This window comes from Kitasatospora sp. NPDC005748 (assembly GCF_040630735.1).
Lineage (GTDB): Bacteria > Actinomycetota > Actinomycetes > Streptomycetales > Streptomycetaceae > Kitasatospora.
Map to the genome: position 1 here is coordinate 145,555 of NZ_JBEXYD010000004.1, position 24,040 is coordinate 169,594.

22 protein-coding genes are annotated in these 24,040 nt (G+C 71.8%); 14 read left to right on the forward strand and 8 right to left on the reverse strand.

Annotated features, from left to right (window positions below):
• The first annotated feature begins 101 nt into the window (after positions 1–101).
• The 10 genes from ABZ495_RS05175 to ABZ495_RS05220 all read left to right on the forward strand — a co-directional run bounded on the left by ABZ495_RS05175 (position 102) and on the right by ABZ495_RS05220 (position 10,203).
• Positions 102–560 carry a Rieske (2Fe-2S) protein gene (locus ABZ495_RS05175; protein WP_352288129.1) on the forward strand — a complete coding sequence of 153 codons (459 nt, stop codon included), beginning with the start codon at positions 102–104 and terminating at the stop codon, positions 558–560.
• A 51-nt stretch (positions 561–611) separates the two neighbouring features.
• Positions 612–2,738, forward strand: coding sequence for an excinuclease ABC subunit UvrC (gene uvrC / locus ABZ495_RS05180; protein ID WP_359834495.1), 2,127 nt, complete (start codon positions 612–614; stop codon positions 2,736–2,738).
• Positions 2,739–2,862: 124 nt separating this feature from the next.
• On the forward strand, positions 2,863–3,768 hold the full coding sequence (rapZ, locus tag ABZ495_RS05185; RefSeq protein WP_329490007.1) for an RNase adapter RapZ: 906 nt from the start codon (positions 2,863–2,865) through the stop codon (positions 3,766–3,768).
• A 224-nt stretch (positions 3,769–3,992) separates the two neighbouring features.
• The gene (gene yvcK / locus ABZ495_RS05190) at positions 3,993–4,964 is read left to right on the forward strand and encodes a uridine diphosphate-N-acetylglucosamine-binding protein YvcK (RefSeq protein ID WP_329492283.1); all 972 of its coding nucleotides are present in this window, start codon (positions 3,993–3,995) and stop codon (positions 4,962–4,964) included.
• On the forward strand, positions 4,955–5,935 hold the full coding sequence (gene whiA / locus ABZ495_RS05195; RefSeq protein WP_329490008.1) for a DNA-binding protein WhiA: 981 nt from the start codon (positions 4,955–4,957) through the stop codon (positions 5,933–5,935). Before yvcK ends, whiA begins: the two co-directional genes overlap by 10 nt.
• Before the next feature lie 297 nt (positions 5,936–6,232).
• Positions 6,233–7,237, forward strand: a complete 1,005-nt coding sequence (gene gap, locus ABZ495_RS05200) for a type I glyceraldehyde-3-phosphate dehydrogenase (RefSeq protein ID WP_329490009.1) — start codon at positions 6,233–6,235, stop codon at positions 7,235–7,237.
• 153 nt (positions 7,238–7,390) lie between these two features.
• The gene (locus ABZ495_RS05205; RefSeq protein ID WP_329490010.1) at positions 7,391–8,596 is read left to right on the forward strand and encodes a phosphoglycerate kinase; all 1,206 of its coding nucleotides are present in this window, start codon (positions 7,391–7,393) and stop codon (positions 8,594–8,596) included.
• Positions 8,597–8,600: 4 nt separating this feature from the next.
• A complete protein-coding gene (gene tpiA / locus ABZ495_RS05210) occupies positions 8,601–9,386 on the forward strand; it encodes a triose-phosphate isomerase (RefSeq protein WP_329490011.1) in 786 nt (261 codons plus the stop codon).
• A gap of 87 nt (positions 9,387–9,473) precedes the next feature.
• On the forward strand, positions 9,474–9,710 hold the full coding sequence (secG, locus tag ABZ495_RS05215; protein ID WP_359804430.1) for a preprotein translocase subunit SecG: 237 nt from the start codon (positions 9,474–9,476) through the stop codon (positions 9,708–9,710).
• A 157-nt stretch (positions 9,711–9,867) separates the two neighbouring features.
• Complete coding sequence (locus tag ABZ495_RS05220) at positions 9,868–10,203, forward strand: RNA polymerase-binding protein RbpA (protein ID WP_035841977.1); 336 nt, start codon at positions 9,868–9,870, stop codon at positions 10,201–10,203.
• Positions 10,204–10,278: 75 nt separating this feature from the next.
• Here the strand turns inward: ABZ495_RS05220 and pgl are convergent, their stop codons facing one another.
• The 5 genes from pgl to tkt all read right to left on the reverse strand — a co-directional run bounded on the left by pgl (position 10,279) and on the right by tkt (position 17,114).
• The gene (gene pgl, locus ABZ495_RS05225) at positions 10,279–11,067 is read right to left on the reverse strand and encodes a 6-phosphogluconolactonase (RefSeq protein WP_329490013.1); all 789 of its coding nucleotides are present in this window, start codon (positions 11,065–11,067) and stop codon (positions 10,279–10,281) included.
• Positions 11,064–12,167, reverse strand: coding sequence for a glucose-6-phosphate dehydrogenase assembly protein OpcA (gene opcA / locus ABZ495_RS05230; RefSeq protein WP_359804429.1), 1,104 nt, complete (start codon positions 12,165–12,167; stop codon positions 11,064–11,066). The genes pgl and opcA overlap by 4 nt, the downstream gene beginning before the upstream one ends.
• Positions 12,164–13,720 carry a glucose-6-phosphate dehydrogenase gene (gene zwf / locus ABZ495_RS05235; RefSeq protein ID WP_329492285.1) on the reverse strand — a complete coding sequence of 519 codons (1,557 nt, stop codon included), beginning with the start codon at positions 13,718–13,720 and terminating at the stop codon, positions 12,164–12,166. Before zwf ends, opcA begins: the two co-directional genes overlap by 4 nt.
• A gap of 61 nt (positions 13,721–13,781) precedes the next feature.
• The gene (tal, locus tag ABZ495_RS05240; RefSeq protein ID WP_329490015.1) at positions 13,782–14,921 is read right to left on the reverse strand and encodes a transaldolase; all 1,140 of its coding nucleotides are present in this window, start codon (positions 14,919–14,921) and stop codon (positions 13,782–13,784) included.
• Between the two features lie 93 nt (positions 14,922–15,014).
• Positions 15,015–17,114, reverse strand: a complete 2,100-nt coding sequence (gene tkt, locus ABZ495_RS05245; RefSeq protein ID WP_329490016.1) for a transketolase — start codon at positions 17,112–17,114, stop codon at positions 15,015–15,017.
• Positions 17,115–17,581: 467 nt separating this feature from the next.
• Here tkt and ABZ495_RS05250 point away from each other — a divergent pair, with 467 nt between their 5' ends.
• Positions 17,582–18,523 carry a heme o synthase gene (locus tag ABZ495_RS05250; RefSeq protein WP_359834497.1) on the forward strand — a complete coding sequence of 314 codons (942 nt, stop codon included), beginning with the start codon at positions 17,582–17,584 and terminating at the stop codon, positions 18,521–18,523.
• 53 nt (positions 18,524–18,576) lie between these two features.
• Here the strand turns inward: ABZ495_RS05250 and ABZ495_RS05255 are convergent, their stop codons facing one another.
• A complete protein-coding gene (locus ABZ495_RS05255; protein ID WP_329490018.1) occupies positions 18,577–19,218 on the reverse strand; it encodes a DUF2461 domain-containing protein in 642 nt (213 codons plus the stop codon).
• A gap of 72 nt (positions 19,219–19,290) precedes the next feature.
• Here ABZ495_RS05255 and ABZ495_RS05260 point away from each other — a divergent pair, with 72 nt between their 5' ends.
• Positions 19,291–19,629: a hypothetical protein gene (locus tag ABZ495_RS05260; protein ID WP_329490019.1), complete on the forward strand. Its 339-nt coding sequence runs from the start codon at positions 19,291–19,293 to the stop codon at positions 19,627–19,629.
• Between the two features lie 57 nt (positions 19,630–19,686).
• On the opposite strand, the gene ABZ495_RS05265 is transcribed toward ABZ495_RS05260, so the two are convergent.
• On the reverse strand, positions 19,687–20,607 hold the full coding sequence (locus ABZ495_RS05265; RefSeq protein ID WP_329492287.1) for a COX15/CtaA family protein: 921 nt from the start codon (positions 20,605–20,607) through the stop codon (positions 19,687–19,689).
• A 302-nt stretch (positions 20,608–20,909) separates the two neighbouring features.
• Here ABZ495_RS05265 and ABZ495_RS05270 point away from each other — a divergent pair, with 302 nt between their 5' ends.
• Positions 20,910–22,256, forward strand: coding sequence for a choice-of-anchor A family protein (locus ABZ495_RS05270; protein ID WP_359834499.1), 1,347 nt, complete (start codon positions 20,910–20,912; stop codon positions 22,254–22,256).
• A 299-nt stretch (positions 22,257–22,555) separates the two neighbouring features.
• A complete protein-coding gene (locus ABZ495_RS05275) occupies positions 22,556–23,278 on the forward strand; it encodes an LAETG motif-containing sortase-dependent surface protein (protein ID WP_359804425.1) in 723 nt (240 codons plus the stop codon).
• Positions 23,279–23,362: 84 nt separating this feature from the next.
• Here the strand turns inward: ABZ495_RS05275 and ABZ495_RS05280 are convergent, their stop codons facing one another.
• Positions 23,363–23,950: a 1,4-alpha-glucan branching protein gene (locus ABZ495_RS05280; protein ID WP_359804424.1), complete on the reverse strand. Its 588-nt coding sequence runs from the start codon at positions 23,948–23,950 to the stop codon at positions 23,363–23,365.
• Positions 23,951–24,040: the final 90 nt, after the last annotated feature.

Here is a 24,040-nt window from a genome sequence, read left to right on the forward strand (position 1 = left end):
CCCGTTCGGGGGGCGGCCGGGTAAGGGCCGCATAGAATCACCGCCGACCGGCGCCGCGGGGGGACCCCCGGCGAACCGCAGCGACTCCAGGAGCGAACCACATGTCCGAGGCCCCCGAGAGCCCGCTGGGCGAGAACCCCGCCACCTCCCGCCGCACCCTGCTCTGCGGTGCCGCGGCCGTCCTCGCCGCAGGCGGCGGCACGCTGGCGGTCGCCGGCTGCTCCTCGTCGTCCTCGTCCACCTCCACCTCCTCCGGGCCCAAGACCCCGGTGGACGTCGGCCCGGCCACCGCCGTGCCGGTCGGCGGCGGCACCGTCTACCGGGACAAGAAGATCGTGGTGACCCAGCCCAACGCCGGTGAGTACAAGGCGTTCAGCGCCACGTGCACCCACGCCGGCTGCATCGTCGACCAGGTCAAGAACCAGAAGATCCAATGCCCCTGTCACGGCAGCATGTTCGCCATCACCGACGGCGCGGTGCTGGACGGACCGGCGCCCACCCCGCTCCCCGCCTACTCCGTGGCGGTCGAGGGCGGCAACCTCAAGGTGACCCCGAGCTGAACCAGTTGATCTCCCCTCCGCAGCCCCGGCCCGACTCGGTACGGTGGACCCATGGCTGACCCGTCCACCTACCGCCCCGCACCGGGCGCGATCCCGACCTCGCCGGGCGTCTACAAGTTCCGCGACGCCCACGGGCGGGTCATCTACGTCGGCAAGGCCAAGAGCCTGCGGCCCCGGTTGTCGTCCTACTTCCAGGACCTCGCCGGGCTGCACCCGCGGACCGCGACGATGGTCACCACGGCCGCCTCGGTGGAGTGGACGGTCGTCGCCACCGAGGTCGAGGCGCTCCAGCTGGAGTACTCCTGGATCAAGGAGTTCGATCCCCGCTTCAACGTCAAGTACCGCGACGACAAGAGCTATCCGGAGCTCGCGGTCACCCTCAACGAGGAGTACCCGCGAGTCCAGGTGATGCGCGGGGCGCACAAGAAGGGCGTGCGCTACTTCGGCCCCTACGGGCACGCCTGGGCGATCCGCGAGACGGTCGACCTGCTGCTGCGCGTCTTCCCCGTCCGCACCTGCTCCAACGGCGTCTTCAAGCGGGCCCGCCAGGTCGGCCGGCCCTGTCTGCTCGGCTACATCGGCAAGTGCGCCGCGCCCTGCGTCGGCAAGGTCTCGGCCGAGGAACACCGCGAGCTGGCCGAGGACTTCTGCGACTTCATGGCCGGCCGCACCGGCAACTACCTGCGCCGGCTGGAAGAGCAGATGCGGGAGGCCGCCGCCGACCTGGAGTACGAGAAGGCGGGCCGGCTGCGGGACGACATCGGTGCGCTGAAGCGCGCGATGGAGAAGAACGCCATCGTCCTCGCCGACGCCACCGACGCCGACCTGCTCGCCCTCGCCGAGGACGAGCTGGAGGCGTCCGTCCAGATCTTCCACGTCCGCGGCGGCCGGGTCCGCGGCCAGCGCGGCTGGGTCACCGACAAGGTCGAGGACGTCGACACCGCGGCCCTGGTCGAGCACGCCCTGCAGCAGCTCTACGGCGGCGGCGACGGCGCCGTGCCGCGCGAGGTGCTGGTGCCCGCACTGCCGGAGCCCGCCGAACCGGTCCGGGAGTGGCTGACCGGCCTGCGCGGCAGCCAGGTCGACCTGCGGATCCCGCAGCGCGGCGACAAGAAGGACCTGATGGCCACCGTGCAGCGCAACGCCCAGCAGGCGCTGGCGCTGCACAAGACCAAGCGCGCCTCCGACCTCACCACCCGCAGCCGCGCCCTCCAGGAGATCGCCGACGCGCTGGAGCTGGACTCCGTCCCGCTGCGGATCGAGTGCTTCGACATCTCGCACCTCCAGGGCGAGGACGTGGTCGCCTCGATGGTGGTCTTCGAGGACGGCCTGGCCCGCAAGAGCGAGTACCGCCGGTTCCAGATCAAGGGCTTCGAGGGCCAGGACGACGTCCGCTCGATGCACGAGGTGATCGGCCGCCGGTTCCGCCGCTACCTCCAGGAGCGCGAGCAGACCGGGGAGTGGGCCGTTCCCGAGGCGGACGACCCCGGCGCGCCCGCGGAGGCCGGCGCACCCGGGCTGCACGGCGCCGCCCGCGGGTCCGACGACCCCGACGGCCCGGAGGTCGTGGTCGGCCCGGTGGACCCGGAGACCGGCCGCCCGCGCCGCTTCGCCTATCCGCCGCAACTGCTGGTCGTCGACGGCGGCCAGCCGCAGGTCGCCGCCGCCAAGCGCGCCCTGGACGAGCTCGGCATCGACGACGTCGCCCTCTGCGGCCTGGCCAAGCGGCTGGAGGAGGTCTGGCTGCCCGGCGAGGAGGACCCGGTGGTCCTGCCGCGCAGCAGCGAGGGCCTCTACCTGCTCCAGCGGGTCCGCGACGAGGCGCACCGGTTCGCCATCACCTACCAGCGCAGCAAGCGGTCCAAGCGACTCACCGCCGGGGAGCTGGACTCCGTCCCCGGCCTCGGCGAGACTCGCCGCCAGGCGCTGCTCAAGCACTTCGGCTCGCTGAAGAAGCTCCGGCTGGCCACCGTCGACGAACTCTGCGCCGTCCCCGGCATCGGACGCCGGACGGCGGAGACTGTTGCGGCGGCGTTGTCGTCCCGTCCATCCGCGACACCCGCCGTGAACACCGCCACCGGCGAGATCATCGATGACGGCGCCGTCCCGGCCGGCCCGGCGGCCGGCACCGGGACCGACGCCGCACCCCAGACCGCACCATTCCAGGAGACGCCATGACGGCCGACGCCGTCCGTCAGCCGGCGCGCCCCGCGTTCACTCGCCCGAGTGAGCAGGGGAAGCGTGGCCGTGCCGCGCGCGTTCTCCACAGCAGAACCACCGAGAGCGGGGAACCGAAGTGACGATGTCCGACGATGGCGGCACCGCCCGACCACTGGCCGCGGGCGAGAACGTGCCGGAGCTGGTGATCATCTCCGGGATGTCCGGAGCCGGCCGGTCGACGGCGGCCAAGTGCCTGGAGGACCTGGGCTGGTTCGTGGTGGACAACCTGCCGCCGGCCCTCATCCCGACCATGGTCGACCTCGGCGCCCGTTCCCAGGGGAACGTCGCCCGGATCGGCGCCGTGGTCGACGTCCGCGGCCGCCAGTTCTTCGACGACCTGCTCACCTCGCTGGACGAGCTGGAGAAGCGCGGCGTCCGGCTGAGCGTGGTCTTCCTGGACTCCTCCGACGACGCCCTGGTCCGGCGCTTCGAGAGCGTGCGCCGCCCGCACCCGCTCCAGGCCGACGGCCGGATCGTGGACGGCATCGCCCAGGAGCGCGACCTCCTGCGCGAGCTGCGCGGCGAGGCCGACCTGGTGATCGACACCTCCAACCTCAACGTGCACCAGCTGCGGGCCAAGCTGGACGCCCAGTTCGCCGACCACGACGAGCCCGAGCTGCGCGCCACCGTGATGTCCTTCGGCTTCAAGTACGGCCTCCCGGTCGACGCCGACCTCGTGGTGGACTGCCGCTTCCTGCCGAATCCGCACTGGGTGCCCGAGCTCCGCGCCCGGACGGGCACCGACGCCGACGTCGCCGACTACGTGTTCCAACAGCCCGGTGCCAACGAGTTCCTCAACGGCTACGCGGAGCTGCTGCGCATCATCACCGAGGGGTACCGCCGCGAGGGGAAGCGTTACATGACCCTTGCCGTAGGCTGCACCGGTGGCAAGCACCGCAGCGTCGCGATGTCCGAGCGGCTGACCAAGCGTCTGATCGCGGACGGCGTCGAAACGGTGCTGGTCCACCGTGACATGGGACGGGAGTAGCCGCCTCACCCCCTGCCGGGCCGCCGGTGGAGGCCGGCGGCGGGCAAGAGGAACGCGAGGTAGGTGTGACGGGATACGTGCCCGGGCGGCAGCCGCAGAACAAGACCGCCGACCGGACGGGGGTCCCGTCACGCGGCGCGTCGCCCAACCGGCCGCGGACCGGCCAGGTCCGCACCAGCCCGGCCCGTACCAACCAGGCACCCCGCGGCAACCAGGCGCCCCGGATCGCCGCCCTCGGCGGCGGTCAGGGGCTCTCGGCCTCGCTCTCCGCCCTCCGCCGGCTCACCACCGACCTCACCGCCGTGGTCACCGTCGCCGACGACGGCGGCTCCAGCGGCCGGCTGCGCGAGGAGCTCGGGGTGCTGCCCCCGGGCGACCTCCGCAAGGCGCTGGCCGCGCTCTGCGGCGACGACGACTGGGGCCGGACCTGGTCCGAGGTGATCCAGCAGCGCTTCACCGGCTCCGGCGGCCTGGGCGGCCACGCCGTCGGCAACCTGCTGATCGTCGCGCTCTGGGAGAAGCTGGGGGACCCGGTCGCCGCCCTGGACTGGGTGGGCCGGCTGCTGAACGTCCAGGGCCGGGTGCTGCCGATGTCGGCGGTACCGCTGGACATCGAGGCGGTCGTGCGCGGCCACGACCCGGCCAGCCCGGGCGAGCTGTCCGCCGTCCGGGGCCAGGCGAGCGTCGCCGTGACGCCCGGCACCGTGCAGTCCATCCGGCTGCTGCCGGACGGGCCGCCGGCCGTCCCGGAGGCCGTCACGGCCGTCCGGGAGGCGGACTGGGTGGTGCTCGGGCCCGGCTCCTGGTTCACCAGCGTGCTGCCCCACCTGCTCGTCCCCGAACTCGCCGAGGCGCTCACCGAGACCCGCGCGCGCCGGCTGCTCACCCTGAACCTGGCCCCGCAGCCGGGCGAGACGGAGGGCTTCACCCCGCAGCGCCACCTGGAGGTCATCGCCGACCACGCACCCGCCCTCGCGGTGGATGCGATCCTGGTGGACGAGCGCGCCGTCACCGGCGGCGCCTTCGGCCAGGCGGACCTGGCCGGCCTGGAAAAGGCCGCGGAGCGGATGGGCGCGGCCCTGGTGCTCGGCCGGGTCGCCCGTACCGACGGCACGCCGCGACACGACCCGGAGCTCTTGGCCGCCGCGTACGACCGGATTTTCCGGACACATGGAAGGATCGGGCCATGGCGATGACTCCAGCGGTGAAGGACGAAATCAGCCGGCTCCCGGTCACCCGGGCCTGCTGCCGCAAGGCGGAGGTCTCGGCGATCCTGCGTTTCGCGGGCGGGCTGCACATCGTGAGCGGCCGCATCGTGATCGAGGCGGAGCTGGACACCGGGGCGGCAGCGCGACGCCTGCGCAAGGACCTCCTGGAGATCTTCGGACACTCCTCGGACCTGGTGGTGATGGCGCCCGGCGGTCTGCGGCGCGGCAGCCGCTACGTGGTGCGGGTGGTCAAGGACGGCGAGCTGCTGGCGCGGCAGACCGGTCTGGTGGACGGCCGCGGCCGACCGATCCGGGGCCTGCCCCCGGCCGTCGTCTCCGGGGCGACCTGTGACGCGGAGGCGGCCTGGCGGGGCGCCTTCCTGGCGCACGGCTCGCTCACCGAGCCCGGCCGCTCCTCCTCGCTGGAGATCACCTGCCCCGGCTCCGAGGCGGCCCTCGCCCTGGTCGGCGCGGCCCGCCGGCTCGGCATCCCGGCCAAGGCCCGCGAGGTGCGCGGCGTCGACCGGGTGGTGATCCGGGACGGCGACGCCATCGGCGCGCTGCTGACCCGCCTCGGCGCCCACGAGTCGGTGCTGGCGTGGGAGGAGCGGCGGATGCGGCGCGAGGTCCGGGCCACCGCCAACCGCCTGGCCAACTTCGACGACGCCAACCTGCGCCGCTCGGCCCGGGCCGCGGTCGCGGCCGGCGCCCGGGTGCAGCGCGCGCTGGAGATCCTCGGCGAGGAGGTGCCGGACCACCTGGCCGCCGCCGGCCAGCTGCGGATGCAGCACAAGCAGGCCTCGCTGGAGGAGTTGGGCGCCCTGGCCGACCCGCCGCTGACCAAGGACGCGGTGGCCGGCCGGATCCGCCGGCTGCTGGCGATGGCCGACAAGCGCGCCTCCGAGCTCGGCCTGCCGAGCACCGAGGCCAATCTGACCGACGAGATGGCGCTCAACTAGCGATCACAGCCAGTGACGACAGACCAGCCGGTGTCCGGATTCCGGGCACCGGCTGTGCCGTGTCCGGACGGTGCGGCCGGGGGGCTTCGGACCGGTCCGCGCGGGCCGCGACCAACTGCCCCCGACGGCAAGGACGGAAGCCCTGCTCGCACCCTCTTGACACGCCACGCCAAGGCGTCCGACCCGGCCTGATGTGCCCTCCCAGGCCTGGGAGAGGTAGGGTCATAGGCGGTCGGGGACCTCCCAAATTCCACCCCGTCGGCATAGCTCCGGCGTACCTAACGAGGAGATCGGTTCGTGACGATCCGGGTAGGCATCAACGGATTCGGCCGCATCGGCCGCAACTTCTTCCGTGCGGTCAAGGCTCAGGGCGCGGACATCGAGATCGTCGGTGTCAACGACCTGACCGACACCAAGACCCTGGCGCACCTGCTCAAGTACGACTCGATCCTGGGTACCTTCCCGGGCGAGGTCTCGCACACCGAGAACAGCATCACCGTCGACGGCAAGACCTTCAAGGTCATCGCCGAGCGTGACCCGGCCAACCTCCCCTGGGGCGAGCTGGGCGTGGACATCGTGATCGAGTCCACCGGCATCTTCACCAAGGCCGAGGCGGCCAAGAAGCACATCACCGCCGGTGCCAAGAAGGTCATCATCTCGGCGCCCGCCACCGACGAGGACGTCACCATCGTGATGGGCGTCAACGACGAGAAGTACGACGCCGCCAAGCACGACGTGATCTCCAACGCCTCCTGCACCACCAACTGCGTGGCGCCGCTGGCGAAGGTGCTCAACGAGAACTTCGGCATCGTCAAGGGTCTGATGACCACGGTGCACGCGTACACCAACGACCAGGTCACCCTGGACTTCCCGCACAAGGACCTGCGTCGCGCCCGCGCCGCGGCCCTCAACATCATCCCGACGTCCACCGGTGCCGCCAAGGCCACCGCGCTGGTCCTGCCGGAGCTGAAGGGCAAGCTGGACGGCACCTCGCTGCGCGTCCCGGTCCCGACCGGTTCGATCACCGACCTGGTCGTCACCCTTGAGCGCGACGTCACCGTCGAGGAGGTCAACGCGGCCTTCCAGAAGGCCTCCGAGGGCTCCCTCAAGGGCATCCTGCAGTACACCGAGGACCCGATCGTCTCCTCCGACATCGTGAACTCGCCGTTCTCCACGATCTTCGACTCGCTGATGACCATGGTCCAGGGCAACCAGGTCAAGGTCTTCGGCTGGTACGACAACGAGTGGGGCTACTCGAACCGCCTCGTCAACCTGACCACCCTCGTCGGCGGCCAGCTCTGACGCAGCGGGAGCTGACGTGAAGTAGGGGGGAGGGCCCGGACACCGCACGCCGTCCGGGCCCTCCGTCTGCGCACCCTCGAAACTCAACTCCCAGGCGGCCCGCCGTTGTGCCGCTGCCAACAGCGCAACCATCTCCCCAGGAGACCGAAGACCGTGAAGACCATCGAAGACCTCGACGTCGCCGGCAAGCGCGTGTTCGTCCGCGCCGACCTCAACGTCCCGCTGTCCGACGGCACGATCACCGACGACGGCCGGATCCGCGCCGTCGCCCCGACCATCGCCAAGCTCGTCGAGCGCGGTGCGAAGGTCGTCGTCGCCTCCCACCTCGGCCGCCCGAAGGGCGAGCCCGACCCGCAGTTCTCCCTCGCGCCGGTGGCCGCCCGCCTCGGCGAGATCCTCGGTACGCCGGTCTCGTTCGCGACCGACACCGTGGGCGAGAGCGCGAAGGCCACCGTCGCCGCCCTGGCCGACGGCGAGGTCACGCTGCTCGAGAACCTGCGCTTCAACGCCGGTGAGACCAGCAAGGACGACGCCGAGCGCGGCGCCTTCGCCGACGAGCTGGCCGCGCTGGCCGAGCTGTACGTCGGCGACGGTTTCGGCGCCGTGCACCGCAAGCACGCTTCGGTGTACGACCTGCCGGCCCGCCTGCCGCACGCCGTCGGCGACCTGATCGCCGCCGAGGTGGCCGTGCTCAAGCGGCTCACCGAGGAGGTCGAGCGGCCGTACGTGGTCGTCCTGGGCGGGTCCAAGGTGTCCGACAAGGTCGGCGTGATCGAGAACCTGCTCGGCAAGGCCGACCGCATCCTCATCGGCGGCGGCATGGCGTACACCTTCCTCGCGGCCCTGGGGCACGAGGTCGGCATCTCGCTGCTGCAGAAGGACCAGATCCCGGTCGTCCTGGACTACCTGGAGCGGGCGAAGGCGAACGGCGTCGAGTTCGTGCTGCCGGTGGACATCGCGGTCTCCGGGTCGTTCCCCGACACCAAGACCCACAAGCCGGTCGAGGACTTCGCGGTCGTCGACGCCGACAAGATCCCCGCGGACAAGGAGGGCCTGGACATCGGCCCGAAGACCCGGGAGCTGTTCGCGGCGAAGCTGGCCGACGCCAAGACGGTGTTCTGGAACGGTCCGGTCGGTGTCTTCGAGCACCCGACCTTCGCCGAGGGCACCAAGGCCGTCGCGCAGGCCCTGCTCGACAGCGACGCGTTCACCGTGGTCGGTGGCGGCGACTCCGCCGCGGCCGTCCGCATCCTGGGCTTCGACGAGACGAAGTTCGGGCACATCTCGACCGGCGGTGGCGCCAGCCTTGAGTACCTGGAGGGCAAGACGCTCCCCGGTCTCGCCGCCCTGGAAGGCTGAGGCAATGACTGAGCGTCTCCCGCTGATGGCGGGCAACTGGAAGATGAACCTCAACCACCTTGAGGCCATCCAGCACACCCAGAAGCTGGCGTTCGCGCTGGCCGACAAGGACTACGAGTCGGTCGAGGTCGCCGTTCTGGTGCCGTTCACCGACCTGCGCTCGGTGCAGACCCTGGTCGACGGCGACAAGCTGAAGATCAAGTACGGCTCGCAGGACATCTCGCAGCACGACTCCGGTGCCTACACCGGCGAGATCTCCGGCCCGATGCTGTCGAAGCTGAAGTGCACCTACGCGGTGATCGGCCACTCGGAGCGCCGCCAGTACCACGGCGAGAACGAGGAGATCGTCAACGCCAAGGTCAAGGCCGCCTACCGCAGCGGGGTCACCCCGATCCTCTGCATCGGCGAGCCGCTGGAGATCCGCAAGGCCGGCACCCACGTCGAGTACACCCTGGCCCAGCTCGACGGCGCCCTGCAGGACGTCCCGGCCGACCAGGCCGAGTCCGTCGTGGTCGCCTACGAGCCGGTCTGGGCGATCGGCACCGGCGAGGTGGCGACCCCCGAGGACGCCCAGGAGGTCTGCTCGGCCATCCGCAAGCGGATCGCCGAGCTGTACGACGCCCCGCTGGCCGAGAAGGTCCGGGTGCTCTACGGCGGCTCGGTCAAGTCCTCCAGCGCGGCCGGCCTGATGGCCAAGCCGGACGTCGACGGCGGCCTGATCGGCGGTGCCTCCCTGGACGCCGACGAGTTCGTCAAGATCGTGCGGTACCGTGACCAGGCAGTAGGCTAACGCCGCCGCAGCAACGTAGGCTTTGGGGCCGGACCGCATCGTGCGGCCCGGCCCCTTCGCCGAAGATACGAGAGAGTTGGTCCCGCCGTGGTTCTCGGGTTCTCGATTGCCCTGATCATCTTCAGCCTGCTGATGGTCCTCCTGGTGCTGCTGCACAAGGGGAAGGGCGGCGGCCTGTCCGACATGTTCGGTGGCGGCGCGATGTCCACCGGCGGCGGCTCGGCCGTGGCCGAGCGCAACCTGGACCGCATCACGGTCATCGTGGGTTTCGCCTGGTTCGCGTGCATCATCGTGCTCGGCCTGGTGCTCAAGTACAAGAGCTGACGTATCTCTGACGCCCTGTCGCCCCGCGGCCTATGCTGGAACGGTCCGGGGCGGAGTCGGTGACGGTGCATCCTTAACTCCTGCTTACACTAGGACGACTTTAGCCACCGACGCGCACCGCGGCGGGTCGGCGCACCAGCACGCAGGGAGTCAGACCGTGGCAAGTGGCAACGCCATCCGTGGCAGCAGGGTCGGAGCCGGCCCGATGGGCGAGGCGGAGCGCGGCGAATCCGCCCCCCGCAACCGGATCTCCTTCTGGTGTGCCAACAAGCACGAGACCCGTCCCAGCTTCGCCGCGGAGGCGGTCATCCCGGACACCTGGGACTGCCCGCGGTGCGGGTTTCCGGCCGGTCAGGACGAGCACAACCCGCCGGCCCCCTCGCGCAACGAGCCCTACAAGACCCACCTCGCCTACGTCCGTGAGCGGCGCACCGACGCCGACGGCGAGGCGATCCTCGCCGAGGCGCTGGCCAAGCTGCGCGGTGAGATCTGAGCACCTGACCGACGCCGAAGGGCGCCACCGTGGAGAACGGTGGCGCCCTTCGTCATGCCGTCGGGCCGAACGCGGTCAGGCCGAGGCCGGCGGGTACAGCTGCGGCGGGAGCTGAGCCGCCGCCGCGCGGTCCAGCAGCCACAGGGTCCGGCTCCGTCCGTGGGCGCCCGAGGCGGGCGCCTGGAGCTCGCCCGGGCCGGACAGGGCCAGTGCCACGGCGCCGGCCTTGTCCTCGCCGGCCGCCAGCAGCCAGACCTCGCGGGCCGCCCGGATGGCCGGGAGGGTGAGCGAGATCCGGGTCGGCGGGGGCTTGGGCGCACCGCGCACGCCGACCACCGTCAGCCCGGTCTCCCGGACGCCCGGGTGCTCGGGGAAGAGCGAGGCGACATGGGTGTCCGGGCCGACGCCGAGCAGCAGCACGTCGAAGGCGGGCACGCCGAGGCGGTCACCCGGACCGGCGGCCTTGGCCAGCTCCTCCGCGTACCGGGCCGCGGCGGCCTCGACGTCCGAGCCGTCGACGCCGTCCGAGGCGGGCATCTCGTGCACCCGAGCCGGGTCGAGCGGGACGGCGTCGAGCAGTTCCGCCCGGGCCTGGACGGCGTTGCGCTCGGCGTTGTCGGCGGCGACGAAGCGCTCGTCGCCCCACCAGAGGTCCAGCCGGGCCCAGTCGACCGCGTCCCGGGCGGGGGAGGCGGCGATGGCGGCGAGCAGCGCGTTGCCGTTGCGCCCGCCCGTGAGCACCACCGAGGCGGTGCCGCGGGCGGCCTGGGCGTCCACGATCCGGGTGATCAGCCGGGCCGCGGCCGCCTGGGCCATCAGTTCCTTGTCCCGGTGGACGACCAGCTGCGGGGTCGCCGCCGTCACGAGGACGCCTTCTTGCCGGTGCGCTTGGCCGGGGCCTTCTTCGCCGGGGCGGCCTCCCCGGCCGGCTCCGACGCGTCCTGGACCTTGGCGGTCACCCGGGTCGGGTTGGCCACCGCGGCCTCGGAGACCACCGCCCGGGTGGCCTCCTCGGCCGCCTCGGTCTCGGCGGTGTCCGGCTGGCTCAGCCGCTCGACCGGCGTGCGGACGGCCGTCGCGTAGATGTCGTCCGGGTCGAGCCGGCGCAGCTCCTCCGCGATCAGCTCGGACGTCTCGCGACGCTTGAGCGCCACCTGGCGGTCCGGCGAGCCGGGCATCGACAGGGTGCCCATCAGGCCGTCCGGGCGGTCCAGGGTGATGTCCCCGTCCTTGGTGCGCAGGTGCACCGCGGTGATGCCCGGGCCGCCGGTGACGACCCGCTCGACCGGCACGTGCAGCCGGTTGTGCAGCCAGAGGCCGAGCAGCTCGACGCTGGGGTTGTACGACTCGCCCTCGACCACCGCGGAGGTGACCTCGGAGGGTCGCTGGTCCAGTGCGGCGGCCAGCATCGAGCGCCAGCCGGTGATCCTGGTCCAGGCCAGGTCGGTGTCGCCCGGGGTGTAGCTCTGGGCCCGCTGGGCGAGCTGACCCACCGGCGACTCGGCGGTGACGGCGTCGGTGATCCTGCGCTGGGCGATCGAGCCCAGCGGGTCCTGTGCCGGGTGCAGCGGCGCATTCTCGGGCCACCAGACCACCACCGGGGCGTCCGGCAGGAGCAGCGGCAGGACGACCGACTGGGCGTGGGCGGCGAGTTCGCCGTGCATGCGCAGGACGACCGTCTCGCCGGAGCCGGCGGCGGTGCCGACCAGGATCTCGGCGTCCAGGCGGGTCTCCGCGCGCGCCCGGGGCGAGCGCCCGGCGCGCTTGATGACCGCCAGGGTGCGCGAGGGGTGCTCGCGGGAGGCGTCGTTGGCGGCCTTGAGGGCGTCGTAGGCGCTGCCCTCGTCGGTCACGATCACCAGGGTGAGCACCATGCCGGCGGCGGTGGAGCCGCTGGCCCGGCGCGCCTCCATCAGGGCTGCGTTGATCTTGCTGGACGTGGTGTCCGTGAGGTCGATCTTCATGGCCGGCGCCAGCTCCTGCCGTCTCGTGCGAGCATCTCGTCGGCCTCGACCGGACCCCAGGTCCCTGCCGGGTACTGGGCGGGCTTGCCGTGGTCGTCCCAGTACTTCTCGATCGGGTCGAGGATCTGCCAGGAGAGTTCGACCTCCTGGTGGCGCGGGAACAGGTTGGCGTCGCCGAGCAGCACGTCGAGGATGAGCCGCTCGTAGGCCTCCGGGCTGGACTCGGTGAAGGACTCGCCGTAGGCGAAGTCCATCGTGACGTCCCGGACCTCGAAGGAGGTCCCCGGCACCTTGGAGCCGAACCGCACCGTCACGCCCTCGTCCGGCTGGACCCGGATGACCAGGGCGTTCTGCCCCAGCTCCTCGGTCGCGTAGGAGTCGAACGGCAGGTACGGGGCGCGCTGGAAGACCACCGCGATCTCGGTGACCCGGCGGCCGAGCCGCTTGCCGGTGCGCAGGTAGAACGGCACCCCGGCCCAGCGCCGGTTGTTGATCTCCAGCTTGATGGCCGCGTAGGTGTCGGTCTTGGAGTCCGGGTTGATGCCGTCCTCGTCGAGGTAGCCGAGCACCTCCTCGCCGCCCTGCCAGCCGGCCGCGTACTGGCCGCGCACGGTGTGCTTGCCCAGGTCGGCCGGGAGCTTGACGGCGCTGAGTACCTTGAGCTTCTCGGCCACCAGCGCCTTGGGGTGGAACGAGGCCGGCTCCTCGATGGCGGTGAGCGCCATCAGCTGGAGCAGGTGGTTCTGGATGACGTCGCGGGCCGAGCCGATGCCGTCGTAGTAGCCGGCCCGGCCGCCGATGCCGATGTCCTCGGCCATGGTGATCTGCACGTGGTCGACGTACGACCGGTTCCAGATCGGCTCGAACATCTGGTTCGCGAAGCGCAGCGCCAGGATGTTCTGGACGGTCTCCTTGCCCAGGTAGTGGTCGATCCGGAAGACCTCGTCACGGGGGAAGACCTCGTGGACGATCCGGTTCAGCTCCTGGGCGCTCTCCAGGTCGTGGCCGAAGGGCTTCTCGATGACGGCGCGCCGCCAGGAGCCCTGGGGCGGGTCGGCCAGGCCGTGCTTCTTCAGCTGCTGGACGACGGTCGGGAAGAACTTCGGCGGTACCGAGAGGTAGAACGCGAAGTTGCCGCCGGTGCCCTGGGCCTTGTCGAGCTCCTCGATGGTCGCCCGGAGCTTGTCGAAGGCGTCGTCGTCGTCGAAGGTGCCGTGGACGAAGCGCATGCCCTTGGCGAGCTGCTGCCAGACCTCCTCGCGGAACGGGGTCCGGGCGTGCTCCTTGACCGCGTCGTGGACCTCCTTGGCGAAGTCCTCGTCCTTCCACTCGCGGCGGGCGAAGCCGACGAGCGAGAAGCCCGGCGGCAGCAGGCCGCGGTTGGCCAGGTCGTAGATGGCCGGCATGAGCTTCTTGCGGGACAGGTCGCCGGTGACCCCGAAGATGACCAGGCCGGACGGCCCCGCGATGCGCGGGAGCCGCCGGTCGGTGGGGTCACGAAGCGGGTTGACGGGAGCGGCGGGAGCGTCGCTCGGGTCCGAGTCCGACGTCAACTCAGGGAAATCAGTGCTCACTGGATGTGCTCCGCTTTCGTGCGCTGGCTGTGAGCAGGGGTCACTTCTCGTCGGCGAACGAGGCGAGCGAGGCGGTGACGGTGTCGAGCAGCTCGTTCCAGGACTGCTCGAACTTCTGGACGCCCTCGTCCTCCAGGACCTGGACCACGTCGTCGTAGTCCACGCCGGCGGCGGCGATGGCGGCCATCACCTCGGTGGCGTCGGCGTAGTTGGCGACGATGGTGCCGCCGGTGATCACGCCGTGGTCGCCGGTGGCCTCCAGGGTGGCCTCGGGCATCGTGTTGACGGTGCCGGGGGCGACCAGCTCGGTGACGTAGAGGGTGTCCGGCAGGGCCGGGTCCTTGACGCCGGTGGAGGCCCAGAGCGGGCGCTGCGGCTTGGCGCCGGCGGCCTCCAGGGCCTTCCAGCGGTCGCTGCCGGCGGTCTTGCCGTCGACGCTGCCGAAGACCTCCTCGTACGCCTGGTAGGCCAGGCGGGCGTTGGCCAGGGCGGCCTTGGAGCGCAGCTGCTTGGCGTCGCCGCCGACCTCGTCGAGGCGCTTGTCGATCTCGGTGTCCACGCGGGAGACGAAGAAGGAGGCGACCGACTCGATCTGCGAGAGGTCCAGGCCCTTGGCCTTGGCGGCCTCCAGACCGGTCAGGAAGGCGTCGATCACCGCGCGGTAGCGCTCCAGCGAGAAGATCAGCGTGACGTTGACGCTGATGCCCTTGCCGATGACCTCGGCGATCGCGGGCAGGCCGGCCTTGGTGGCGGGGATCTTGATGAAGACGTTCGGGCGGTCGACCAGCCACCAGAGCTGCTTGGCCTCGGCGACGGTCGCGGCCGTCTCGTGGGCCAGCCGCGGGTCGACCTCGATGGAGACCCGGCCGTCGCGGCCGTTGGAGGCGTCGTAGACCGGGCGCAGCACGTCGGCGGCGTCCCGGACGTCCGAGGTGGTGATCATGCGGACGGCTTCGTCGGTGGTGACCTTGCGGACGGCGAGGTCGCGCAGCTGGCCGTCGTAGGAGGAGTCCCCGCCGCCGATGGCCTTCTGGAAGATGGTGGGGTTGGTGGTGACGCCCACCACGTGCTTGTTCTGTACCAGCTCGGCGAGGTTGCCGGTGTTCAGTCGCTTCCGGCTGAGGTCGTCCAGCCAGATCGCCACGCCTTCGTCGCTGAGGCGCTTCAGTGCGTCAGTCATGGTGCTCAGTCCTTCTTCTGTCTTCATCTGTCTGTGGGGTCGTCAGACGGGCCGCGTACCCGCTGTGCGGGCGGGCACGCGGCCCAGGCGGTACTAGCGGTTGACGGCTTCGAGCGAGCGCAGGGCGTTGTGCGCCTCCGCGACGACCCGCTCGGCGGTCAGACCGAACTCCTCGAAGAGCACCTGGTAGTCGGCGGAGGCGCCGAAGTGCTCCAGCGAGACGATCCGGCCGTGGTCGCCGACCAGCTCGCGCCAGCCCTGGGCGATGCCGGCCTCGACCGAGACGCGGGCCCGGACCGACGGCGGCAGCACGCTGTCGCGGTAGGCCTGGTCCTGCTCCTGGAACCACTCGAAGGACGGCAGCGAGACCACGCGGGTCGCGACGCCCTCGGCCTCCAGGACCTCGCGGGCCCTGACGGCCAGCTGGACCTCGGAGCCGGTGGCGAGCAGGATCAGCTGCGGGTCGCCGGTCGACGCCTCGGCCAGGACGTAGCCGCCCTTCGCGGTGCCCTCGGCGGAGCCGAAGACCTCGCGGTCGAAGGTCGGGACGTTCTGGCGGGTGAGCGCCAGGCCGACCGGGCCCGGGTGGCTGCTGTGCCGCTCGACGATGGTGCGCCAGGCGACGGCCGTCTCGTTGGCGTCGGCCGGGCGGACCATCGACAGGCCCGGGATGGCGCGCAGCGAGGCGAGGTGCTCGACGGGCTGGTGGGTCGGGCCGTCCTCGCCGAGGCCGATCGAGTCGTGCGTCCAGACGTAGGTGACCGGCAGCTTCATCAGCGCGGCCAGGCGGACGGCCGGGCGCATGTAGTCGGCGAAGACCAGGAAGGTGCCGCCGAAGACCCGGGTCCCGCCGTGCAGCGCGATGCCGTTCATGGTCGAGCCCATGGCGTGCTCGCGGATGCCGAAGTGGATCGTCCGGCCGTAGGGGCTGGCCGACTTCAGCGGGTTGCCCTCGGGGAGGAAGGAGCTGTCCTCGTCGATGGTGGTGAGGTTGGACTCCGCGAGGTCGGCCGAGCCGCCCCACAGCTCCGGGATCACCGCGCCGAGCGCCTTGAGGGTCTCGCCGGAGGCCTTGCGGGTGGCGACGTCCTTGCCGGCCGCGAAGACCGGGACGGCCTTCTTCCAGCCGTCGGGGAGCTCGCCGGCCTGGATGCGGTCGAACTCGGCGGCGCGGTGCGGGTGGGCGGCGCGCCAGGCGTCGAGGGAGCGCTGCCACTCGTCGCGGGCGGCCTTGCCGCGCTTGATCACCTGGCGGGCGTGCTCGATGACCTTGTCGCTGACCTCGAAGGTCTTCTCCGGGTCGAAGCCCAGGACCTTCTTGGTGGCGGCGATCTCGGCGGCGCCGAGCGCGGAACCGTGCGCCTTGGCGGTGTTCTGCGCGTCCGGGGCCGGCCAGGCGATGATGGTGCGCATCGCGATGATCGACGGGCGGGAGGTCTCGGCCTTGGCCGCGGCCAGCGCCTCGGCCACGAGGGCCACGTCGATGTCGCCGTTGGACTTCGGGGCGACCCGCTGCACGTGCCAGCCGTACGCCTCGTAGCGCTTGAGCACGTCCTCGGAGAAGGCGGTCTCGGTGTCGCCCTCGATCGAGATGTGGTTGTCGTCGTAGAGCGCGACCAGGTTGCCCAGCTTCTGGTGGCCGGCCAGCGAGGAGGCCTCGGCGGAGATGCCCTCCTCCAGGTCGCCGTCGGAGACGATGGCCCAGATGGTGTGGTCGAACGGCGACTCGCCGGCGGGGGCGTCCGGGTCGAACAGACCGCGCTCGAAGCGGGCGGCCATCGCCATGCCCACGGCGTTGCCGATGCCCTGGCCGAGCGGGCCGGTGGTGGTCTCGACACCCGCGGTGTGACCGTGCTCGGGGTGGCCCGGGGTGCGGCTGCCCGCGACCCGGAACGCCTTGAGGTCGTCCAGCTCCAGGCCGTAGCCCGAGAAGTAGAGCTGCGTGTAGAGGGTCAGGCTGGTGTGCCCGGGAGAGAGGACGAAACGGTCGCGGCCCACCCAGGCCGGGTCGGTCGGGTCGTGGCGCAGGAAGCGCTGGAAGATCAGGTACGCCGCCGGGGCCAGCGACATGGCCGTCCCGGGGTGTCCGTTGCCGACCTTCTGGACCGCGTCCATGGCCAGGACGCGGGCGGTGTCGACCGTCCGCTCGTCCAGCTCGGACCACTCGAATGCATTCGTCGGCGTCGTGCTCACCCTGTCTCAGGGCTCCTTCCGTTGTGAAGAGTGACCCCGTGAAGGGGACCGGGTCGGCCACGTCGATGGGGCCGGACGCTGGGTGGTGCCGGTCACGGAGGGTAGATCCCGCTTCTCGGTGCGAGCCTACCGTCCGGGTCGGGGATCACCCTCCGTGCTGAGACAACGGGCATTTCCGTATGGCGATTCCCACGAGGGTTCGAAGGGTTCTTTTGTCCCAGCCTCTCCCGGTTTCACGGCCTCTGCCCGTTCGGGGGCCGGGACGGGGGACAGGTATCGCAGCAGGTCGGCTTCGTGTGTTCGCCCAGGGGTTCACCCAGGGGTGTGCGTTCCGCCCCGCCCGGGGGACCCCGGAGCCGGTGGGGAGATATGGAGCGTCTAAGGTGGCGTGGTACGCGCAGAGCGGACGATTCGGGAACATCGTTCCGGTGGACGCCTGCGAAGATTCATCTTCAGTTGGGGTGTTAGTGACCGCCGTCGAATCCCGTCCCGCCGGGGTCACCGGGGCGACGCCTGCGCACCGGCCGTTCGGGGCCCGTGTCGGCGCATTCGTCGCACTGACCAAGCCTCGGATCATCGAACTGCTGCTGATCACCACCGTCCCGGTGATGTTCCTGGCGCAGCGCGGTGTCCCGGATCCGCTGCTGGTCCTCGAGGTGGTCATCGGCGGCTACCTGTCGGCCGGTGGCGCCAACGCCCTCAACATGTACATCGACCGCGACATCGACGCGGTGATGTCGCGCACCGAGCGGCGGCCGCTCGTCACCGGGATGGTGTCACCGCGCGAGGCGCTGGTCTTCGGCATCGCGCTGGCGGTCGGTTCCACGCTCTGGCTCGGCTTCCTGGTCAACGCGCTCTCCTCGCTGCTGGCGCTGTCGGCCCTGCTGTTCTACGTGTTCGTCTACACGCTGGGGCTGAAGCGGCGCACCGCGCAGAACATCGTCTGGGGCGGGATCGCCGGCTGCATGCCGGTCTTCGTCGGCTGGGCGGCGGTCACCGGCTCGGTGTCCTGGTCGGCGCTGGTGCTCTTCCTGGTCATCTTCTTCTGGACGCCGCCGCACTACTGGCCGCTGTCGATGAAGGTGCGCGAGGACTACGAGCGGGCCGGCGTGCCGATGCTCCCGGTGGTCAAGGGCAACCTGGCGGTCGCCAAGCAGATCGTCCTCTACTCCTGGGTGATGGTCGCCGTCTCGTTGGCGCTCTGGCCGCTGGCGGAGACCAGCTGGCTGTACCCCGTCTCGGCGGTCGTGCTGGGCGCGGCCTGGCTGAAGGAGGCGCACGGACTGTACGCCCGGGCCAAGGCCGGGGTGGTCGGTGCGCAGCTCAAGGAGATGCGCCTCTTCCACTGGTCGATCACCTACCTGACGCTGCTGTTCGTGGTGATCGCGGTGGATCCGTTCGTGAAGTAGCCGCCGACGTGGAGAAGGGGCCCCGGTCTTCGGACCGGGGCCCCTTCCGCGTCTCAGCGCGGGGGCAGTTCGGAGGGTCCCACCCGGTCGTCCAGCCAGTCCCGCAGCGGCTGGGAGGCCCGCAGGAAGCCGGTGATCCGGTCGTGGGCGGCCCGGGTGCCGAGCCACGCCGCCGGCGGCCACTCCTGCCAGGCGACCAGCCCCTTGTGGCGGAGCAGCTCGATCCGCGGGTGGTCCCGGGGGTAGCCGCGCGGCGCGGACCTGAGGCTGTCCCGGCCGACCACCTCCGGCCCGGCCGCGCGGACCCGGGCGATCACCCGCTCCAGCTCGGCGCCGCCGACCTCCTCGGCGACGGCGGCCCGGTAGCGCGCCAGCTGGTCCGGGGCGAGCCGGTACAGCCCGTTGCCGCAGGCCAGGCCGTCGGCGGAGAGCTGGATGTAGCCGCCGCTCTCCAGGTGGGCGCCGATGTGCGTCTTGTACGGGGACTTGTCGGCGCTGAACCGGACGTCCCGGTTGGGGCGGAAGATCTTGCCCGGCCCGAACCCGGGCTCCAGCTCGGCGAGCAGTCGCTCCATCGGCTCCCGCACGGCGTGCTCGTACCGGTCCTTGTGGGACTGCCAGAAGGTCCTGGAGTTGTCGGTCTCCAGGTGCTCGTAGAACTCTAGGGCCTCGGCCGGCCAGCCTTGGAAGGTCACCGCTCCAGTATGTGGTCCGGTGCACAGCCCGGTCCCGTCGCCAGCTCCGCTACCGATCGGTAGCATGCGGGCATGAGCAGCGCAGAGACCGCCACCCCCGCCGCGCCGGACGCCCGCGTCGAGCGCCGCGCCAAGCGCATCGCCAAGCACCTGACCGCCTTCGCCAAGCAGCACGGCGGCAGCGCCGACGGCGTCGTCGAGTACGTGGGCACCGTCGCCACCCGGATCGTCGTGGTCGGCGCGGACGGCGCCTGGGGCGACCAGGTCGCCCCGAGCTACGCCGTCGGCCGCCGGGCCGCCGAGCTGGCCGGGGTCACCCTGCACGACAGCTTCGAGGGCGAGCTGGGCCTGAAGGTCAGGACCGGCCCGTACGAGTGGAAGCGGATGGCCGGTATCCAGATCGGCGGCTGAGGCCGCGCCGAGTACGCGAGAGGGGCCCCGGGTTTCCCCGGGGCCCCTCTCGCACGCTCAGACCGCGGCGGTCCGCGGCGCCTGCGCGGGCAGCGGCGCGGTGGGCGCGGCGCCCTCGCGCACGCGCAGCGCCAGCGGGATGCGCAGGACGGCGATCCAGGTGAGCGTGGCGCCCAGCATGTGGATGCCGACCAGCAGCTCCGGGACGTCCGTGAAGTACTGGACGAAGCCGAGCACGCCCTGCAGCAGCAGCACCGCGAGCAGCTCGCGGGCCCGCGCGCGGGCGGCCGGCGGGGCCTTCACGGCGGCGAACACGAAGAGCACCGCGACCGCCAGGCCGACCGAGACGAACGCCAGGTCGGCGTGCACCTGGGCGAGGCGGTCGTAGTCGAGGGGGATCCGCGGCACCAGCTTGTTGTCCTTGGGCGTCCCGGGGTGGTGCCCGGCACCGGTCACCAGCGTCCCGGCCGCCACCAGCAGGCCGATCACGGTGACCAGGACGTAGGAGAGCCGGACGATCGGACCGGCCACGGCCGGCCGCGGCGGGCCGTCGCCCTCGCGCGAGCGCTCCCACATCAGCAGCGCGACCCAGACCAGGGCCATCGCGGAGATCAGGTGGACGGCGACCGTGTAGGGGTTGAGGCCGGTCAGCACGGTGATGCCGCCGATCACGGCGTTGCTCATCACCAGCCAGAACTGGGCCCAGCCGAGCCTGCTCAGACCGCGCCGCCAGGGCCGGTGGCAGCGGGCGGCGAGGATCGCCCAGCCGACCGCGGCGCTCAGCACGTAGGTCAACATCCGGTTGGTGAACTCGATGATGCCGTGGAGGCCCATTTCGGGCGTCGGCGTGATGCTCTCGCCGGTGCAGCGGGGCCAGGTGGTGCAGCCGAGGCCGGAGGCGGTGAGCCGGACGGCTCCGCCGGTCACGACGATCACCACGCTCATCACCAGCGCGGCGAACGCGGCGCGCCGGACCATGGCGGCGGACGGCTGCCAGCGGTCGGCGAGCAGGGAGAAGGGGGTAGGCACGGGGTCAATCGTAGGCGGCCTTACAGCCGATCTTGGGGCGGGGCGGGGTCGCGCCGGGCGGGTGCCGTCCGGGCCGTCGCCCCGGGGGCCGTCCGGTGGGTCCCGGGGCGGGCCGTTCGGCCCGAACGGGACTGTTCGGGCAAGGCGGACATTGGTCTTGACCAATCACTCGGTGGCCGAAAGAGTGCGGCTTGGTCCATACCTTTTTCCGGGACCGCTCCCACCCCCGCACGTAAGCGGAGATCCTGCACATGCGCATACCCACACCCGCCGCAGCGCTCGCACTCGGCGGATCCCTCGCCCTGGCTGGTCTGATCGCCCCGGCCGCGCACGCGGCCGAGCCCGGCCGGCAGTGCCAGAGCCTCGGCGTCGCCAATCTCTACGGGGAGTTCATCGAGGGCGACGACACCCACACGCCGGACGCCGAGGGCGCGGTGGCGGTCGGCGGCAACGCGGACTTCACCGGCGGCTTCTCGATCGGCCAGGAACTGACCGCGGACCAGGTCGCGGCGCTTCCCGGCGGCAACGCGCTGGTCGTCGCCGGCAAGATCACCGGGCCCAACACCCAGGTGATGAAGGGCAACGGCGTCTACGGCTCGAAGGCCCCCGGCGCCGTGGTGGACGCCCACCAGGGCAAGATCAGTCAGGGCGCCTCCCCGATCGACTTCAAGGCCGAGTTCGCCAAGCTCCGCTCGGCCGCCACCGCCCTCGCGGCCGGGGCGCAGACCGCCGGCGCCAAGGTCGAGGCGAAGGGCGCGCAGCTCTACCTGAGCAGCGCCGACGCCACGCTCAACAGCTTCACCGTCAGCGCGGCGACGCTCCAGGGCGCCACCGACGTCTTCGTGAAGGTGCCGGTCGGATCGGTCACCGTCGTCACCGTGACCGGCGACAGCTACGACATGGCCGCCGCCCGGACCACGGGCTTCCACCTGTGGGACGAGGGCAAGAAGGCCTACGTCCTGGACGACAAGCTGCAGAGCGCGTCGGGCGGGGCGGTCCGGGCCAAGCTGCTCTGGAACTTCCCGACCGCCACCAAGGTGGTCAAGAACAGCCAGGCCGCCTGGGCCGGCACCGTGCTGGCGCCGAACGCCGCCTTCGACCTCGGCAGCGGCGGACCGGTCAACGGCTCGGTGATCGCCAAGTCGCTGACCGGCAAGGGCGGCGCGGAGACGCACCACTACCCGTTCACCGGCTGCCTGAACACCGAGGTGCCGCCGACCACCGTGCCGACCGTGCCGCCGGTGGTGCCGAGCGGTTCGCCGTCGCCGTCCTCCACGCCGAGCGCGTCGGTGACCCCGAGCACGCCGGCGACGCCCGGCGCCTCGGTGACCCCGGGCGGCTCCGGCAGCCCGTCCGCTCCGACGACCGGCACACCGGGCCCGGGCGCCACGGGCAGCCCGGCGGCCTCCGCCTCCCCGTCGGTGGCGGTGGTGCCGAGCGCCTCGGCCGCCCCGTCGGCGGAGGCGACCACCGGAGGCGGCCTCGCCCACACCGGCTCCGGCCCGGTCGTCCCGCTGACGATCGCCGGCGCCGTCGTGATCGCCGCCGGTGGCGCGATCGTGGTGGCCGCCCGTCGCCGGGCGGCCAGGAAGGCCTGACGGCCCGCCGGGCGACCGTAGTGCTGCCCCCGGTGGTCGGATTCGACCGCCGGGGGCAGTGCGTTTGCGCCACTGTGACGGAATACGTTCAAGTTCGCCGAACGGGTGTCGTACGAGGTCGCCGCCGTGATGGGCTGCTCCTTGCACAACCGAGGCCGGACGGACAGTCGAAATCCGGTCGTACGGCGGGGTGTGGGGAGGTGAGGGTGTGCCGGTAGAGTCCCCCGGACAGTCGTGGCGGGCCACCGCGAGCCTTTCAACAAGCCTGCTGCGCAAGACCGTTCGGAGGGGACAACGAAATGGCGCGACAGCGGCGGCAGATCGGCATCAGGAACGCGGCACTGGCGGGGACGGCGGCAGCCGCCGTCCTGCTGCCCTTGGCACTGGCGACCAGCGCCTCGGCGCACGCGCCCAAGTGGCAGGTGACCTGCGACAAGATCGTGATCGATCTGACCAACTACAGCGACGCGAGCGGTGTGAAGAACGTCGTCAGCCTGACCGTCGACGGCGAGAAGGTGCTCGACCAGAAGCCGTTCGGCAAGGAGTTCCACGGGACGTTCCCGGTGAAGGACCACGCCAAGCCGGTCAGCGCGACCTTCGTGGTCACCACCACCGAGGACCCGAAGAACGCCGACTGGAACAAGACGGAGACCAAGACGATCGAGGTCTGCCAGACCCCGACGCCCACCCCGACCCCCACGCCCACCAAGACCCCGACCCCCACCCCCACCCCCACGCCCACGGCAACCCCGACGCCGACGCCCACCCTGACCCCCACGCCCACCAGGACCCCGACGTCGAGCCCGACGCCGACCCCCACCAAGACCCCCACGGCGACGCCCACCCCGACCCGGACGCCCACCCCGGCGCCGAGCACCGCCACCCCGGGGCCGGTGCTCGCCCAGACCGGTAGCAGCGACGCCACCCCGATCATCGCCGCGGCCGGTGGCGGCGTCGTCCTGCTCGGCGGCGCGCTCGTCCTGCTGGCCCGCAAGCGCCGCAGCGGCGGCAGCGAGAGCTGACGCCCGCGGCCGATCGCACGGTGGCCCCCGCTCGCACGACGAGCGGGGGCCACCGTGCTCTGTGCCGGGGTCCCGCGTGGCCTGCTAGCCCGGGGTGACGGTCGCGAAGACGCCCCGGGCGGGTGTGCCGTCCGGCCAGGTCCACCCGGCGACCAGGCGCGCGGCAGGGCCCTTCGCGGCATCCGCGGCCTCCGTGGGCCGCAGGACGCGGTTGAGCCGGACGTCGAACGCCTCGGCGGCCGGTGCGCCGTGCACGGTGACGCCGGGGTCGGGGGTGTCGCTCAGGCTCTGGTGCTGCGGGACGGCCCCGCCGCGCAGGAGCGCGCGCGACTGCGCCGTCACCACCGGGTCGTGGGCGCCGTCGTAGATCCACCGGGTGCCGAGCACCCCGTGCTCGGAGGTGCCGATCAGCGCCTCGGCGGGGGCATCCGCCAGCGCCGTCCCCCGGTAGGCCAGCGGCACCAGGTACGCGACCGGTTCCGGCGCGGAGGTGTCCACCACGACCATGAACTCGATCCCGACCTCGCCCGCCGGATCGTCCAGCCGGAACCCGCCGGCCGTCGTCAGTTCCGGGGTGCCTGCGGTGCCCACGTACCAGCTCTGCTTCGGCAGCCAGCCGGTGAGCAGCTCCAGTTTGGTGGGCTTCATGGTGGTGCGGTGGATGGCGGCCATGACTTCCCTCGCGCGTAGATCCGGGCCCGTCCTGCCACGGGATGCGGTCGAACGTATCGGACGGCATCACCCGGTGCGGGCGGGGGCGGT

Bases quoted from the DNA above. Each gene is read 5' to 3' on its own strand.
- ABZ495_RS05175 (WP_352288129.1), top strand. From the start codon at position 102: ATGTCCGAGGCCCCCGAGAGCCCGCTGGGCGAGAACCCCGCCACCTCC.
- uvrC (WP_359834495.1), top strand. From the start codon at position 612: ATGGCTGACCCGTCCACCTACCGCCCCGCACCGGGCGCGATCCCGACC.
- rapZ (WP_329490007.1), top strand. From the start codon at position 2,863: ATGTCCGACGATGGCGGCACCGCCCGACCACTGGCCGCGGGCGAGAAC.
- whiA (WP_329490008.1), top strand. From the start codon at position 4,955: ATGGCGATGACTCCAGCGGTGAAGGACGAAATCAGCCGGCTCCCGGTC.
- tpiA (WP_329490011.1), top strand. From the start codon at position 8,601: ATGACTGAGCGTCTCCCGCTGATGGCGGGCAACTGGAAGATGAACCTC.
- opcA (WP_359804429.1), bottom strand. From the start codon at position 12,167: ATGAAGATCGACCTCACGGACACCACGTCCAGCAAGATCAACGCAGCC.
- tal (WP_329490015.1), bottom strand. From the start codon at position 14,921: ATGACTGACGCACTGAAGCGCCTCAGCGACGAAGGCGTGGCGATCTGG.
- ABZ495_RS05260 (WP_329490019.1), top strand. From the start codon at position 19,291: ATGAGCAGCGCAGAGACCGCCACCCCCGCCGCGCCGGACGCCCGCGTC.
- ABZ495_RS05265 (WP_329492287.1), bottom strand. From the start codon at position 20,607: ATGGTCCGGCGCGCCGCGTTCGCCGCGCTGGTGATGAGCGTGGTGATC.
- ABZ495_RS05270 (WP_359834499.1), top strand. From the start codon at position 20,910: ATGCGCATACCCACACCCGCCGCAGCGCTCGCACTCGGCGGATCCCTC.
- ABZ495_RS05275 (WP_359804425.1), top strand. From the start codon at position 22,556: ATGGCGCGACAGCGGCGGCAGATCGGCATCAGGAACGCGGCACTGGCG.
- ABZ495_RS05280 (WP_359804424.1), bottom strand. From the start codon at position 23,950: ATGGCCGCCATCCACCGCACCACCATGAAGCCCACCAAACTGGAGCTG.